Source organism: Pontibacter aquaedesilientis, from assembly GCF_014773225.1.
GTDB classification, from domain to species: Bacteria; Bacteroidota; Bacteroidia; order Cytophagales; family Hymenobacteraceae; genus Pontibacter; species Pontibacter aquaedesilientis.
On sequence record NZ_JACXAJ010000003.1, the window covers coordinates 278,857 to 294,869 of the forward strand.

General features: G+C 48.3%; 9 protein-coding genes. 8 read left to right on the forward strand and 1 reads right to left on the reverse strand.

Annotation, left to right across the window (positions count from 1 at the left end):
- The first annotated feature begins 1,165 nt into the window (after positions 1 to 1,165).
- The 3 genes from H9Q13_RS09650 to H9Q13_RS09660 all read left to right on the forward strand — a co-directional run bounded on the left by H9Q13_RS09650 (position 1,166) and on the right by H9Q13_RS09660 (position 4,272).
- A complete protein-coding gene (locus H9Q13_RS09650; RefSeq protein WP_224744194.1) occupies positions 1,166 to 3,244 on the forward strand; it encodes a cation:proton antiporter in 2,079 nt (692 codons plus the stop codon).
- Positions 3,216 to 3,722 carry a DUF4385 domain-containing protein gene (locus tag H9Q13_RS09655; protein ID WP_191183587.1) on the forward strand — a complete coding sequence of 169 codons (507 nt, stop codon included), beginning with the start codon at positions 3,216 to 3,218 and terminating at the stop codon, positions 3,720 to 3,722. The genes H9Q13_RS09650 and H9Q13_RS09655 overlap by 29 nt, the downstream gene beginning before the upstream one ends.
- A gap of 91 nt (positions 3,723 to 3,813) precedes the next feature.
- Positions 3,814 to 4,272, forward strand: a complete 459-nt coding sequence (locus tag H9Q13_RS09660) for a hypothetical protein (protein ID WP_191183588.1) — start codon at positions 3,814 to 3,816, stop codon at positions 4,270 to 4,272.
- A gap of 306 nt (positions 4,273 to 4,578) precedes the next feature.
- Here H9Q13_RS09660 and H9Q13_RS09665 read toward each other — a convergent pair whose 3' ends face one another.
- Positions 4,579 to 5,715: a hypothetical protein gene (locus H9Q13_RS09665; RefSeq protein ID WP_191183589.1), complete on the reverse strand. Its 1,137-nt coding sequence runs from the start codon at positions 5,713 to 5,715 to the stop codon at positions 4,579 to 4,581.
- 229 nt (positions 5,716 to 5,944) lie between these two features.
- Between H9Q13_RS09665 and H9Q13_RS09670 the strand changes: the two genes are divergently transcribed.
- The 5 genes from H9Q13_RS09670 to ileS all read left to right on the forward strand — a co-directional run bounded on the left by H9Q13_RS09670 (position 5,945) and on the right by ileS (position 15,948).
- Positions 5,945 to 7,447, forward strand: coding sequence for a glycine--tRNA ligase (locus H9Q13_RS09670; protein ID WP_191183590.1), 1,503 nt, complete (start codon positions 5,945 to 5,947; stop codon positions 7,445 to 7,447).
- 274 nt (positions 7,448 to 7,721) lie between these two features.
- Positions 7,722 to 9,368: a mechanosensitive ion channel family protein gene (locus H9Q13_RS09675; protein ID WP_191183591.1), complete on the forward strand. Its 1,647-nt coding sequence runs from the start codon at positions 7,722 to 7,724 to the stop codon at positions 9,366 to 9,368.
- A gap of 401 nt (positions 9,369 to 9,769) precedes the next feature.
- Positions 9,770 to 9,925, forward strand: a complete 156-nt coding sequence (locus H9Q13_RS09680) for a hypothetical protein (RefSeq protein WP_191183592.1) — start codon at positions 9,770 to 9,772, stop codon at positions 9,923 to 9,925.
- Between the two features lie 175 nt (positions 9,926 to 10,100).
- Positions 10,101 to 12,593, forward strand: coding sequence for an efflux RND transporter permease subunit (locus H9Q13_RS09685; protein WP_191183593.1), 2,493 nt, complete (start codon positions 10,101 to 10,103; stop codon positions 12,591 to 12,593).
- Between the two features lies 1 nt (position 12,594).
- Positions 12,595 to 15,948: an isoleucine--tRNA ligase gene (gene ileS / locus H9Q13_RS09690; protein ID WP_191183594.1), complete on the forward strand. Its 3,354-nt coding sequence runs from the start codon at positions 12,595 to 12,597 to the stop codon at positions 15,946 to 15,948.
- The last annotated feature ends 65 nt before the right edge of the window (positions 15,949 to 16,013 follow it).

Sequence of the window (16,013 nt, forward strand, 5' to 3'; positions counted from 1 at the left end):
TTAAAGCATTGTCTACAACAACCCCCTTAACAGAAGCATTAATCTGAATGAAACTGATAAGGTATAGTATGTGAAGAGACCAGAACAAATAACACATCAGTCTCATCAAAACGAGATGAATAATCAGTGATCAACAATCATAATTCGTAAGTGAAAGGTCAGTCTTGGCAAACCGAGTCATGTTGCGCTTAAATTTGAAAAGAAAGAGCAGCATAGACTAAAGCAAAAGAGAGTAGAGAAGCTTAATAGCAGATACACTATGTACTTTATGACAAAGGCCTGTTAAAGCGAGAGTCCATGTCCATTCTAACGATCACTGAATACTCCTTCCATTGCCATTGAATGATGAATGGCAGTACCATCTGAAACACTCCCCAGAAAGCAAAACCTCTATAACTTCTTTTAGTATCAGCTGCAAATAATAGCTGTGACCGCAAACACTACTACCGGTATGGCATCGGCTACTAAATCAAGTGATGATTTGAGTTGACTCTGATAACACAATGGCAGGATTATACCTGTGGAACAATTCAATCAGCTGCAAATAAAGCTGCAAAGAATAACAGCAAAGTTCCGTAATAGAGAGAGAAAATAGGGAATTGGTCCTGCAAAACGGCGATGAATCCATAAATCAAAATCGCTGTGAAGAAATCCACAAAAAACGTGGGTATAAATGTGGACAATTGTGGGTTAAATCTGATAACTAACATCAAGACTATAAAGCCAGTATCCAAAAGGTGCCGTGGAACACGCAAAAAGTGGAAACGAGTGTATAAACGAACCCGTTAAAAAGGCTTTTCCACGCTCAATATTCAATGTGAAAAAAGAAATGCACACAGAATGGGCAAAAGTGGATAAAGAAGATAAGTAATTGACAGCCAAAAAACAGGAATAAAATTAAATGTGGGAACACAAGTGCAAACTGAAGGTATAGAAATAAGAAATGGGGACAAGTTCAGATGTTCCACACTTATCAACTTATAAACAGCCTTAATGATGAAAGAAGATTTATTTAAGAATTTATCTAATTAAAATTAATAAGGTCATGTAAGATGTGGAAAGCTGGATAAGTAAGCAAAAAAAACCCTTAAACAGAAAGCCGGAAAAAAGCTTTGAGATAAAAAGCTATATTTATAAGAAGAAAAAGAAACGCTAAAACTAAACTATGAGATTACTTCTAAAGCTGGTGCCTCCGTTCGAGGATCCGGTTCTGATATTCACGCTGGTGCTACTGATCATTTTGGTGGCTCCCATTATAATGAATAGATTGAAAGTACCGGGCATTATAGGAATGATTGTAGCCGGTGTGATAGTAGGACCAAACGGGTTCAACTTATTGCAACGGGATTCCAGCATCATTCTGTTCGGAACGGTAGGTATACTATACATCATGTTCTTGGCGGGGTTGGAAATGGATATGGTTGGATTCAAGAAGACCAAAATGAGAAGCATCGTGTATGGGGCTCTCACCTTTCTGATTCCGGTAATTACAGGAACGCTGCTGTTCTTTTATGGCTACGACTATCAGATAAACTCAGCTGTGCTCCTCTCCTGTATGTTTGCCTCCCATACCTTGCTGGCCTATCCAATTGTAAGCAAGATGGGCCTTACAAAGAATGAGGCAGTCACTGTGACGATAGGCGGCACCATAATCACGGATACAGCCGTACTGTTGGTGCTGGCTGTGGTGGCAGGAGTAGCGCAGGGGAACATAGGAGTAGGCTACTGGATAAAGTTGATGGTGTCGCTGTCTATTTTTGTGGGCATCGTGCTATTTGTATTTCCCATTATAGCCAAGTGGTTCTTCAAACAAATCGAAAGCGAAAAGGGGGCACAATTCATTTTTGTGCTGACGCTTGTATTTGCAGCTGCATTTCTGGCTGAGCTAGCCGGGGTAGAGGCGATATTGGGAGCTTTCCTGGCGGGCTTGGCATTAAATCAGCTTATACCGCATACATCAGCGCTGATGAACAGACTGGAGTTCGTGGGTAACAACATCTTCGTTCCCTTCTTTCTGATAAGCGTGGGGATGCTCGTGGACGTGACCGTACTGTTTGAGGGGGTAGAGACCATCTTGATGGCGCTCGTGATCATCGTCCTGGCTTTAGTTACCAAGTGGCTGCCGGCATACATCACACAGAAGCTGTATAGGTACTCCGTTACCCAGCGAAACCTGATGTTTGGACTGAGTACAGCAAGGGCGGCAGCCACGCTGGCCGTGATACTAGTCGGGTATGAGCTAGGTATAATCGGTGAAACAGCCCTCAACCTGACAGTAGTGCTGATATTGGCCACATCGCTGGGGAGTTCCTTCATCACGCAAAAAGCAGCAAAGGTCCTGGCCATTATCGAAAGCCGCAGAAAGCCGGATCTCAGCGAAAAGCCAGACCGAATTATGGTACCGATAGCCAATCCGAAGACACTGGAAAATCTGGTTGATCTGGCTATTATGCTGAAGAACCCCCAATATGATGAACCGATATATCCGCTGGCGGTGGTAATAGACAACGAACATGCCGATGAGGAGATCTATAAGAAGAACAAAATGCTACAGGAGGCCATTAAGCATGCATCGGCTACAGACCATGATGTGCAACTGGTATCCAAAATAGACATAAACGTGGCCAGCGGTATACTGCGAGCTATCAAAGAATTGATGATAACGGAAGTGGTGCTAGGATGGAACGCCAAAATAACCACCAGGGACAGGATTTTCGGAACCGTATTGGACAACCTGCTGAAGAACACTGAGCAGATGATTCTGGTGTGTAAAATCGTGCAACCACTGAACACAACGAACAGGATCGTGGTAATGGTGCCAGCCAACGCAGAACTGGAAAGAGGGTTTCTGCGCTGGATACGCTCCGTGAAATTGCTATCTCTGCAGCTGGGAGCCAAAGTAGTGTTTATGGCAGGCAGAAGAACGCTCAACAGGCTTAAGACAGAGGTGAAGGCCAATAAGCCAGCCATTGAGGCCGAGTACCTGCCACGTCCGACCATGGGTGAATTTGAGCAAAACAAAACAGGTATAGGCAAAGACGATATGGTGATCGTGATCTCAGCCCGCAAGGGAACCGTATCCTACATCAGCGAACTGGACTCTGTGCCGCGGGTGCTGTCGAGAAGATACAAGGATAACAGCTTCATCATCATATACCCGGAGCAGTACCCGGTACTCTACGAAGACAACCAATTTAAATTGACAAGCTTAACGGATGACACAAGGGCGAGGAACGAAATTTAACTATGATCTGAATTTCAAAGAAACCGATTTCAGAAAGAATCCGGAGTTATACCGTGTCGGAAAGGGAGAGCAGGGTGTTTTGTTGGTAGAGCCCTATAAGTCGGAGATACTGCCGCACTGGCGCTTTAAGACGCCTGAGATCGCACGGGAGTCATCGGAGCATATCTACGGCTTGTTTTTGGACTACGTGCAGCAGAAGGACTTTGTGGGGGCCGACATGGCACGCAAGTTTTTGCAAATGGGCTATACCCGCTCACGCCGTTATGCCAACCATCGCACCGGGCAGAAGTATAAAGGGCCTGTGCCCGACGATAAAAAAGGGCAGAGCGGAGCACACGGACGCGAGCAATTACCCATAGACCCGGATCCGGTAAAGGCCGAATCGGCACGGATATTCAAAGTCAAGTGGGATGAGGCAAAAGAAAACCCGGAATACCAGCAACTGATGAAAGAATTCAGGGAGAGGTGTGAGTCCTGAAAAATAAACAAGGAGCAGATAATTCAACCTTTTAGTAACGAAATTAGTAAATCACATATCTTTGCAAACAAGATAAAAACTAGCAAACAACATGGTTAACAAAGAAATCAGGTTAGGCAAGGGGCTTGGTAAAATCAAGTTTGGCCTTACAATGGAAGAAGTAGAAGCACTACTGGGCGAGCCTGAGGAGATTGAAGAGTCTGATGAAGAAGATGAATTCGAACACCAGGCCTGGAATTACTGGGAAGAGGGTTACTCGCTATACTTCGACAAAGAAGATGATTACAAACTAAGCTGCATTGAAACGGCCAACCGCGACGTGAAGCTGTGGGAGGAGCGCATTTTTGAGATGAGCCGCGACCAGGTGAAGCAGCTTTTTGCTGACCATGGGTACGAGGATCTGGAAGAGGAGGAAATGGAAACGGGCGAAACACGCATTTCCTACGAGAAAGAAATGATTGACCTTTACTTCGACGAAGACCAGCTGATCGCCGTAAACTTCGGCGTTTTCATCAATGATGATCTGGAAGTCGTTTGGCCAGAGAAATAGTAAAATAGTTTTCTACATGTGTCCCGGTTTCTGCAAAGGGGCCGGGATTTTTTTTTGCAAAATCAGCCTGCAACACAATAAACTAAACGGAGTTCCTGGAACCTCATGCAGGTATACCCATAGGATATCTAGCACTTAAGACAGCTGTTTTTTGCTGTGGATAAAACCAAGCAGTTGATGTCATAGAGTTAAATTAAAGCTGTTATGGGGAAGCCCTATGCACAGATTCGCTCACTATTTTGCAGCTTTAGAAACAGAAAAGGCCTGACTTATGCCAGGCCTTTTCTGTTTTATAGCAGGTATAGCTTAGTTGAAAAAGAAGTTATAGATCTCCTCCTGTATAACAGGATTAATGGCAACAGCCAGAATTATCGAGATGATCAGACCGATCGTCACAGACAGGATATCCTTACCGATGAGGCCAAAAGTTCTGGCAATCTTAACACCGCTGTCGTGGGCTCTCAGGCGCATACCCAGTTCACGACCAGCCAGCAAACCAATGAACACCCAGGTAGTACTCATCGGGATATTGTTTACCTCTTTGAAGTAATAGAGGATGATAGAGTAGACCAAGTCGATGATAGTGGCGCTGCGCACATCACGTACTTCTGACTTCTCATTGATAATCCCCTGAATCTTGTCCCCCTTCATAAAGAACAGAACACCAAGACCAGCGAAAATGAAACCGGCGAAGGCTGCAAATTCCCAAACGTTAAGCGAACGCGGCAGGTATACGGCTACGTTGGCCAAGTCCTGCGCCAGCCAGGTATGCCACAAGAAACCAGAAATCACCCACTGGGCCACAATCCAGGCACCATGCGCTTCGCCTTTGATAAAGCGCTTGATCACCTTAGAAAGCAACAGGTAGATGATTAAGGCTGAAATGAAAGCGGCCACATAACCCATCAAGCTTTTGGAAACCATGCTCACGATCGCACCGGAGCTCACCGTGAACACGCTCAGGAGCATGAAGGTAGTAGATACAGGTATACGGAAGCGGGTCAGGAGCAACAGGATAATCGGAGCGGCCAGCTGCAGGAACACAAAGTTATCCGGGTTCTGATCAAAACCTTTGGAGGCAAGTCGCTGGTAAGTAACGTCGCCATCAAACACATACCAGCTGTAGAATACGGTGCCCAGGAAGATAGAGCCCATGAAGAGCCACTGCCAATACCAGGCTTTTTTCTCGTTGGAAACGATAAACGTACCGATGGTCTGGATACTGTCGTTGGCAATGGCTGAGTAGCCCGCAAACGCAAAGCCCACCCACATGGCAATAGAAGCATATGGATACACCATACCTGCCAGGATAAAGGAGAAGGCGATAAAATAAAGGAATTTCTTGTCCTTACGGAGCATCACGTCCAGCAGACTGAAACGCTTTCTAAATTTGTAAGGCTGGGTAGAAACAGAAACCTTTTTAGCCTTTTTAGTCTTAGCCATTTTTTAAAGTTGGGTGAGTTTATAAAAAACGTCGCAAAGGTAAGCTAATTTGAGGGTTAGGGTTTACTATCCAATGTTAAGAAATTATTAACAGATGAATCCCTATACCTGAATCACTCCAAAAAGCCATACAGCAAGAACGAAAACCAAAAGGAAACGCCTCCTGGCCACTCAAAATTCTGTGAGGGCCGTATGGCATAATCACACCTTTATCCTCTATCTTTGCAACATGGCGACACAAGAGAAAACCCCTGTAGAAAACGCACAACTGAAAGATATCATCTCGCACGCAAAGGAGTACGGCTTTGTGTTCCCGTCGAGCGAGATTTACGATGGTCTGCAGGCTGTGTACGATTACGGCCAGATGGGCGTAGAGCTGAAGAACAACCTCAAAAACCTGTGGTGGAAGTCCATGACGCAGCTGCACCAGAACGTGGTAGGTATAGACGCCGCCATTTTCATGCACCCGCATACCTGGAAGGCTTCCGGCCACGTGGACAGCTTCAACGACCCGATGATCGACAACAAGGACTCGAAGAAGCGTTACCGTGCCGACGTGCTGATAGAGGAGAAAGCCGCCCAGTACGAAGCCGATGGCCACTACGATAAAGCTAGTGAGCTTTTGGTGGAAATGGGCAAGCTTTTAGGTGCCGAAGAATTAGACGCAGTGCGCGAGCTCATCATCCGTGAAGACATCAAATGCCCGATCTCTGGTACAACCAACTGGACTGAGGTACGTCAGTTTAACCTGATGTTCTCGACGCAGGTGGGTTCTGTAGCCGAAGATTCGAGCACCATTTACCTGCGCCCGGAAACGGCTCAGGGTATATTCGTAAATTTCCTGAACGTACAGAAAACCGGCCGTATGAAGGTGCCGTTTGGTATCGCCCAGATCGGCAAGGCCTTCCGTAACGAGATCGTGGCCCGTCAGTTCATCTTCCGCATGCGCGAGTTTGAACAGATGGAAATGCAGTTCTTCGTGCGTCCCGGCACAGAGATGGAGTGGTACAACCAGTGGAAAGAAGCCCGTAAGAAGTGGCACCAGGCCATCGGTATACCTGCCGACAGCCTGCGCTACCACGACCACGAGAAGCTGGCTCACTACGCTAACGCTGCCGTGGACATCGAGTTCAAGTTCCCGTTTGGTTTCAAAGAGGTGGAAGGTATACACTCCCGCACAGACTTCGACCTGACGCAGCACCAGGAGTTGAGCCGCAAGAAAATGCAGTACTTCGACAACGACCTGAACGAGGACGGCAAACCGTACGGTAACTATATCCCTTATGTAGTGGAAACATCAGTAGGTGCCGACCGCCTGTTCCTAATGACACTTTGCAGTGCTTATACCGAAGAGGAGATCACCGAGGGCGAGACAACCAAGAGCCGTACCTTCCTGAAATTCCACCCGGCGCTGGCTCCGGTGAAAGCCGCCATTCTGCCGCTCACGAAGAAAGACGATCTGCCAGAGAAAGCAACCGAGATATTCAACTCACTGCGCTACGATTTCAACATGATTTACGAAGAGCGTGACTCCATTGGCAAACGCTATACCCGTCAGGATTTGATCGGAACGCCTTTCTGCATCGCTGTGGACCACCAGACGCTGGAAGACAACACGGTGACCGTGCGCGACCGCGATTCCCGTGAGCAGGTGCGCATGCCGATCAGCGAACTGTATAGCTACATCGACAAGGCCGTTAATTTCAAGAGTATATTTGAGAAGCTGGCTTAAGTTGCCTGGACTTCTAAGAACAGGAAGGCGGTACTGCTTCGGTAGTACCGCCTTTTTGGTTTCAAGCGATTCTATGATTGGGTGCAGGAGTAAAAAGTACGCAGTTGATAAGCCGTGGATGTTTGCGTATACACCAAGGTGTAAATCAAATAGCTTCAGTTGGTTAACAGTTAGTTATAGATTCAGGAAGGATAATCCAGGGTAGCAGAGGCTTCAACTATACAGGCTTCTGTTTTTTTTATTATATTCAAAAAATCACTCATCGTTTTCACACATGAAATCACTCTTCCTGCTATGGCTGTTTCTATTTTCAGCGTTTATACCGGCAATAGCTCAACCTGATACTACTATTACTAAACCAACCGGTGCCCCGGTTATACTGCAACGTGACACGCTGTTTGTACTATACGCCCCGGTGGGCTCGTTCACCAAGGAAGAGCGAGCCGAAGCGATAGGCAGGCGTATCCAGGCATTGGCAGAAGACCGTTTCTTTCAACCTGACTCTATAAATGTGCTGGAAAACGCCCTGTCTGTCGATGTGTACTATGCCGACCGAGTACTGATGAGCGTAACAGAAGCTGATGCCGCTATAGCGGACAAATCCAGAAAGGAATTGGCTGAAATATATGCTGCCAACATCAGAAGAAGCGTCAAAACCTTTTCGGAGCAGTACAGCTTGCGTGAAATCCTGACGGAAATAGGCTTGGCCATACTGGTGCTGGTGGTGTTTTTCCTGCTGATCAGGTATGTGAACAAATTCTTCCGGTACATCTTCCTGAAAGTAGAAGAGCAACAGAACAAATGGATCAAAGGCTTTAAGGTAAAGAATTACGAGGTGCTCACGCCGGAGCGGGAAGTGGGTCTGGTGCTCACTGTGATGAAATTCGTTCGACTGGTCGTTATTTTCATGCTGGTGTATTTCCTGCTGCCTGTGCTCTTCAGCATATTCCCCTGGACGCAAGGCTATGCCGATACCTTGCTGCTTTACATCCTAAACCCGCTTCGCAAAATAGGCTTGGGCTTACTTAGCTATATACCTAATATGCTCACGATACTCGTGATTGTAGTGGTGACGCACTATGCAGTGAAGCTGTTTCGGTTTCTGGCCGACGAGGTGGAGAGTGGCAAACTAGAGATATCAGGCTTTTATGCTGATTGGGCCAGGCCGACCTACAACATTGTGCGCTTCCTGCTGTATGCATTCATGTTTGTGGTTGTTTTCCCTTACCTGCCGGGCTCTGATTCCGATATTTTCAGAGGAGTTTCGGTATTTCTGGGTATACTCTTCTCGCTGGGCTCCTCATCGGCCATCGCCAACATGGTGGCAGGTATGGTGCTCACCTACATGCGGTCTTTCAGGATAGGGGATAGGATTAAGATAAACGATATCACAGGCGATGTGATAGAGAAGACACTCTTGGTAACACGCATACGCACCACCAAGAATGAAGACATTACCATTCCGAATGCCATGATCCTGACAAATCACACCACCAATTACACTAACTGCTGCAACGAGCAAAACAAAGGACTTATACTTAATACCACAGTCACGATAGGCTATGACGTGCCATGGGCACAGGTGCACCAAGCCCTGATCAATGCCGCTTTGGCTACCCCCATGATTCTGCAGGAGCCCAAGCCTTTTGTGCTGCAAACCAGCCTTGATGATTTCTATGTAAGCTACCAGCTAAACGCTTATACCCGAAGCGCAGGAAGCATGGCTACTATTTACTCCAATATACATCAGAACATTCAGGATAAATTCAACGAAGCAGGTATAGAGATTTTGTCGCCGCATTACCGGGCACAGCGCGACGGAAATATGGTGACCATACCTGCGGGCTACCTGCCATCCGACTACCAGGCACCGGCATTTCGCATAAATCAGGTACAACAACCTGCCCATGCAGCGAATTAATTTGTTCTGATTACCATATAAGTTGTTTACTTATGTTAAGTAAGTTCATTCCTTAAAGGCATCGGTATGGCAAATTTATGTGGATTACGCTCCTGGAATTGCTGCTATACAGAACGTAAACAATTGATTAACACCGTTTAATAAGTAAGGGTGTGGTGAGTTTATAAACAGGGAGACATACGAGATTTGATTGTCTCATGTAGAATCAGGACAGAGCACACATTGGAGGCAGTGCAGGCTGTATAACTGCCTTTGATTGAGCTGTGGCAAGTAAACCTGACAAAATAACAAACCAGGGGTTTAGTGAGTTATAAGTAGTAGGGATGCTACCAAAAGGTATTATCAGCTTTCTTTAAGGTATAGCATACCCCCCGCAAATTTGTAACACTAAACCAAAAGCTATGGCAAACACTTCAAATTCAAAAAGCAGTAGCGACAAAGATCCATGCTGGAAAGGCTACGAACAGGTAGGAATGAAGAAGAAAGACGGAAAACAGGTGCCCAATTGCGTACCTGAGAACAAATCATCAAGCGCTTCTTCAGACAAAAAGAAATAAATGATAAAATTTAAAGAGAAGGCCCTTATCGCACCGGTAAGGGCTTTTTTATTTGTATCCGCTTCATTATCTAGGTCTTGAGCCCGATAAATCATGATTTCTCAAACGCCATACCTTCGGTGTTTAAACCCACAAAAAATTAAAATTCCTTACCTTTGCCGAATTATTGGGGACCATGTGGAATAAGATTGCCATTTTCATTATTAAAAACAGGCTGAGACTTCTCATCCTGTTAGCGTTGCTTACTGCGTTTATGGGCTACAAGGCCAAAGACGCAGAAATGTCGTACGATTTCGCCAATGTCGTGTCGCCGGATGACCCCGATATGGTGTACTTCCAGCGATTCAAAGAAACTTTCGGCGAAGACGGTAACATTTTGGTAGTGGGCATGCAGAGCCCGAAAGCCTATAAGCTGGAGCACTTCCAGGAACTTAAGAAGCTATCGGAGCAGCTAACCACGGTGAATGGGGTGAAAGCCGTTATCTCACTGCCCAACTTGATACAGGTCGTGAAAGATACGGACGACCGCAAATTTGCCACCGCCGCTATTTTTAAACCCATGCCGCTGACGCAGGCGCAGCTCGACAGCATGCTGCGGGTAGTGCGCAACCAGGGCTTTTACGACGGGCAAATCATCAACCTAAAAACAGGTGCCAATCTACTGGCCATTACCGTGGACCCCGCCTATCTGAACTCGGCCCGCCGGGTACAGGTAATGGATGATGTCATGGAACGTACCGAGGCTTTCTCTAAGAAAACAGGTATAAAACTGCATTATGCGGGCCTTCCTTTTGTGCGTGCGGTCATGACAACCAAGGTGGCCGCCGAGATGAAGATGTTCCTGGTGCTGGCCTTACTGGTAACGGGTATCACACTCTTTATCTTCTTCCGGTCGTTCTACGCCGTTATTTTCCCGCTCCTGATGATCAGCATGGTGGTGGTGTGGGTGCTCGGCACGCTGGCCTTATTGGATTATAAAATATCCTTACTGACTGGCCTTATACCTGCCATCTTAGTGGTGATAGGTATACCGAACACGACTTATTTACTCACTCGCTATCACTACGACTACCGCAGGCACGGCAACAAGATCATGGCGCTGGCGCGGGTGATCAGCAAAATTGGTGTCGTGAATCTGGTGACGAACACGACGACGGCGATTGGTTTCATCGTGTTCACCTTTACGCATGTCGCCATTCTCTACGAGTTTGGTGTCGTGGCGGGAATCAACATCTTTGTGACGTATGTCATCAGCATCGTCCTGATACCGGTGGTGTTCTCGTACCTGCCACCGCCCACGCCACGGCAGCTGCGCCACCTCGACGCCAGGCCGCTTAACAAGTTTCTGGAATTCCTGGACCACATCGTGCATCACAAACGCCATCTGGTCTACTTCTTCACCATCGTCGCTTTGCTGGCATCCTTTTGGGGTATCTATAAAGTGAAAACGGTGTCTTATATGGTCGATGACCTGCCCGAAGAAAGTAGTGTGAATGCTGACCTTGCCTTTTTTGAGCATCACTTCAGCGGGGTGATGCCGCTCGAGATTATCGTGGACACAGGTATAAAGCAGGGCGTTATGCGACTGCCGAACCTGAACAAACTCAACCAACTCGAGGACTTCCTGCGCACGCAGCCTATTTTGTCAGCGCCTATCTCGATAGTAGGCTTGGTGAAGACGGCCACGCAGGCGTTCTACGAAGGTGACCCGAGCTCTTACCGACTGCCCGACAACACCGAGCGAAACTTTGTGTTCAGCTACCTGGCCAAGCAGGACAGTGGCGACAACCAGCGGCTCTTGCGCTCGTTCGTGGACAGCACCGGGCAGACGGCCCGTATCTCGCTCAAAGTGGCCGACGCGGGTTCCCGAGAGCTCGATACGCTGATCATCAGCAAAATAAAACCGGAGCTGCTCGAGATTTATGGCGGCGAAGGCGTGACCGTAACGGAAGAAGGCAACACGATGACCTTTACCCGCGACGAAACGGGCGCAGAAACTAAGGTCAGCCTGACGGGAACGACACTTCTGTTCATCAAGGGTAACGAATACCTTATCAACAACCTACGCTCGAGCCTGCTGCTGGCTTTCGTGTTGGTAACTATTGTCATCGCTTTGTTGTTTAAGTCGGCAAGGGTGGTGATTATATCAGTGATTCCCAATATGATACCGCTCCTGATTGCGGGGGGACTGATGGGGGTTTTCAACATACCGCTGAAGCCGAGCACGGCCCTGATTTTCAGCATTGCGCTAGGTATAGCCATTGACGACTCGATTCACTTCCTGGCCAAGTACCGCAGCGAGTTGCTGAGCAACGGGTTCCACGTGAGTCGCGCCATCACGACGAGTTTGACGGAGGCGGGCACGAGTATGATTTACACGTCCATCATCCTGTTCTTCGGTTTTGTGATATTCGCCTTCTCCGAATTTGGCGGAACCAAGGCCCTGGGCGTACTGATGTCGGTGAGTTTGTTGATTGCATTATTCACAAACCTGATTATATTGCCAACTTTGCTGATGAGCTTTGATAGCGGCAAGTACAAGCGCGACCCTTATGCCCTGATAGAGCATTATGATGAGTTCTATCTGGAGCACGAAGACGAAGAGCTTGACCTGAACCAGCTGAAGTTGAAATTACAAGATGAATTACCTGAAGAAGTAAGTGCTTAACATGGCAAAGTATAACGAATACAAAAACCTGAACTACGCGCAAGTAGGCGAAGATGTGCTGGCTTATTGGAAAGAGCATAACATCTTTCAGAAGTCGGTATCGACAAGAGAGGGGCACAAGCCTTTCGTGTTTTATGAAGGACCGCCGTCGGCGAACGGTACGCCGGGTATCCATCACGTGATGGCCCGCGCCGTGAAAGACATTTTCTGCCGCTACAAGACCCTGAAAGGCTTTCAAGTGAACCGCAAAGGCGGCTGGGACACGCACGGTTTGCCTGTAGAGCTGCAGGTAGAGAAGGAGCTGGGTATCACGAAAGAGGACATCGGCAAGAAGATAACAGTAGAGGAGTATAACCAGCGCTGCCGCGAAACAGTGATGCGCTTCAAGAGCCAGTGGGATGACCTGACCGAGCAGATGGGCTACTGGGTGGACCTGGACAACCCCTACATCACGTTTGAGAACGAATACATTGAATCGGTATGGGCCCTGCTGAAGCGCCTGTACGACAAAGGTTTCTTATACAAAGGTTATACCATACAGCCCTATTCACCGGGCGCGGGTACGGGTTTGAGTTCGCACGAGCTCAACCAGCCAGGTTGCTACAAAATGGTGAAGGATACGACCATTGTGGCGCAGTTCGAGGTGAAGAAAATCACCCGTAACATGTTCCTGTTCGAGTACGAGGAAGAAAAAGTATTCTTCATGGCTTGGACAACCACCCCCTGGACGCTCCCCGCTAACACCGCACTGGCCGTAGGCAAAGGCATCAAGTACGTGAAAGTGCGTACTTACAACCCCTATACCTACGAGCCTATATCGGTGATACTGGCCAAAGACCTGGTTAGTCGCTTCTTCAACCCAAAGGCCGACGGCATTCCGCTGACCGAGTATAACTCTGGCGACAAGCTGATCCCTTACAAGATAGTGGAGGAGTTTGTAGGTGCTGATTTGGCAGGGGTGGAGTACAACCAGTTGATGCCTTACGTGCAGCCGGAGAAACCCGCATTCCGTGTGGTGGTGGGCGACTTCGTGACCACAGAAGACGGTACCGGTATCGTGCACATCTCTCCAACTTTTGGTGCGGACGACTTTAGGGTAGCTGCCCAGAACGACATTCCGGCACTGATGGTGGAAGATGAGAACGGCAAACCGATGCCGCTCGTGGACAAGCAAGGCCGCTTTGTGAAAGAGGTAACCGACTTTGCCGGCATGTACGTGAAGAACTACACCGGCGAAGATGAGTCAGCTCCTGACTACAAGCCGACCGATGTACTGATAGCCATCAAACTCAAAGAAGAGGGCAAAGCCTTTAAAGTAGAAAAATACGAGCATACCTACCCACATTGCTGGCGTACGGACAAGCCCGTGCTCTACTACCCACTGGACAGCTGGTTTATTAAAACCACGGCTGTAAAGGATAGACTAATTGAACTGAACAAGACCATTAACTGGAAACCGGAGTCAACAGGTACAGGCCGATTTGGTAACTGGCTGGAGAATCTGGTGGACTGGAACCTGTCGCGCTCGCGCTACTGGGGTACACCGTTGCCTATCTGGAGAACCGAGGACGGGGAAGAGGAAATCTGCATTGGCTCTATCCAGCAACTGAGCGAAGAGATAGACCGTGCCGTGGACGCTGGTCTGATGGAAGCTTCTGTTGAGATAAACGACCTGCACCGTCCGTATGTGGACAACATTGTGCTGGTGAGCGCCTCTGGAAAGCCAATGCACAGAGAGACAGACCTGATCGACGTTTGGTTTGACTCAGGCGCCATGCCTTATGCACAGTGGCATTACCCGCTGGAGAACAAAGAAATATTCGAACAAAACTTCCCGGCTGATTACATCGCAGAGGGTGTGGACCAGACACGCGGCTGGTTCTTTACCCTGCATGCGCTGGCCGTAATGCTGGAAGACAGCGTGGCTTATAAGAACGTCATCGCTAACGGACTGGTGCTCGACAAGAACGGCAACAAGATGAGCAAGCGCCTTGGCAACGCCATCGACCCGTTTGAGATGATTGGCAAGTACGGTCCAGATGCCGTGCGCTGGTACATGATTGCCAACGCGCCGCCTTGGGATAACCTGAAGTTCAACCCGGAGGGTGTGGTAGAGACGCAGCGCCGTTTCTTCGGTACGCTGCAGAACACCTACTCTTTCTTCGCACTATACGCCAACTTGGACAACTTCACGTTTGCCGAAGACGAAGTGCCGTTGGAGCGCAGAACCGAGAGTGACCGTTGGATCATTTCAAAGCTGAACACACTGGTTGCAGACGTGGATACTTTCTTGGAAGACTACGACCCAACCCGTGCTGCCCGTGCGATTCAGGACTTCGTGGTGGATGATATGAGCAACTGGTACGTGCGCCTGAACCGCAAGCGCTTCTGGAAAGGCGAGTACAACGAAGACAAAATGGCCGCTTACCAGACGCTCTATACCTGTCTGGAGACCATCGCCAAGCTGGCTTCGCCGATTGCGCCATTCTACGCCGAGCAACTCTACCGTGACCTGAACAACGTGAGCGGTAAGCACAAAGAGGAATCAGTGCATTTGGCTTATTATCCGGAAGTAGAGGATACCGCTATCGACAAGGACTTGGAAGAGCGCATGGCACTGGCCCAGACCATTTCGTCGCTGGTGCACTCGCTGCGCAAGAAGCACTTCATTAAGGTTCGTCAGCCACTGCAGCGTATTCTTATACCTGTGCTCAACGATAAGACACGCCAACAAATTCAGGCCGTGGAAGACCTGATCATGAGTGAGGTGAACATCAAGCACGTGGAGTACATCGACGATACGTCAGGTATACTGGTGAAGAAAATCAAGCCGAACTTCAAGAAGTTGGGTCAGGTATTCGGGCCTAAAATGAAACTGGTAGCCGCCGCCGTGCAGCAAATGAACCAGGAGGACATCGCGCACTTGGAACGTGAAGGCGGGATCGAACTGCAAATCAGCGACGAGGAAACGGCTGTGCTGACGCCGGACGATGTAGAAATCTCTTCAGAGGACATTCCGGGCTGGTTGGTAGCCAGCGAAGGCAAACTGACTGTGGCGCTCGACGTGACTATCACCGAAGAACTGAAACAGGAAGGCATAGCCCGCGAACTGGTGAACCGTATCCAGAACCTGCGCAAAGACAGCAATCTGGAGGTGCAGGACAAGATCCACATCGTGCTGCAGGCATCGGTGCAGGAGGTAAACGCCGCTGTGGAAAACTACCGTGACTACATACAGGCCGAAACCCAGGCGCTAAGCCTTGAACTGACTGAAAATGTGGTAGATGGTACACTCCTTGAGGTGGACGATTACCAGGTGAACATCCGCATCCGCACCGAAGCGGTGATAGCCTAAAATGACAAAAGGCCCCGGTTGCAAACAGCCGGGGCTATACCTTACATTATCCTGTAGCGGCTCAG

Excerpts from the sequence above, each read along its gene's own strand:
- ileS (WP_191183594.1), top strand. The coding sequence starts at position 12,595 with ATGGCAAAGTATAACGAATACAAAAACCTGAACTACGCGCAAGTAGGC.
- H9Q13_RS09655 (WP_191183587.1), top strand. The coding sequence starts at position 3,216 with ATGACACAAGGGCGAGGAACGAAATTTAACTATGATCTGAATTTCAAA.
- H9Q13_RS09675 (WP_191183591.1), top strand. The coding sequence starts at position 7,722 with ATGAAATCACTCTTCCTGCTATGGCTGTTTCTATTTTCAGCGTTTATA.
- H9Q13_RS09665 (WP_191183589.1), bottom strand. The coding sequence starts at position 5,715 with ATGGCTAAGACTAAAAAGGCTAAAAAGGTTTCTGTTTCTACCCAGCCT.
- H9Q13_RS09660 (WP_191183588.1), top strand. The coding sequence starts at position 3,814 with ATGGTTAACAAAGAAATCAGGTTAGGCAAGGGGCTTGGTAAAATCAAG.
- H9Q13_RS09650 (WP_224744194.1), top strand. The coding sequence starts at position 1,166 with ATGAGATTACTTCTAAAGCTGGTGCCTCCGTTCGAGGATCCGGTTCTG.
- H9Q13_RS09685 (WP_191183593.1), top strand. The coding sequence starts at position 10,101 with ATGTGGAATAAGATTGCCATTTTCATTATTAAAAACAGGCTGAGACTT.
- H9Q13_RS09680 (WP_191183592.1), top strand. The coding sequence starts at position 9,770 with ATGGCAAACACTTCAAATTCAAAAAGCAGTAGCGACAAAGATCCATGC.
- H9Q13_RS09670 (WP_191183590.1), top strand. The coding sequence starts at position 5,945 with ATGGCGACACAAGAGAAAACCCCTGTAGAAAACGCACAACTGAAAGAT.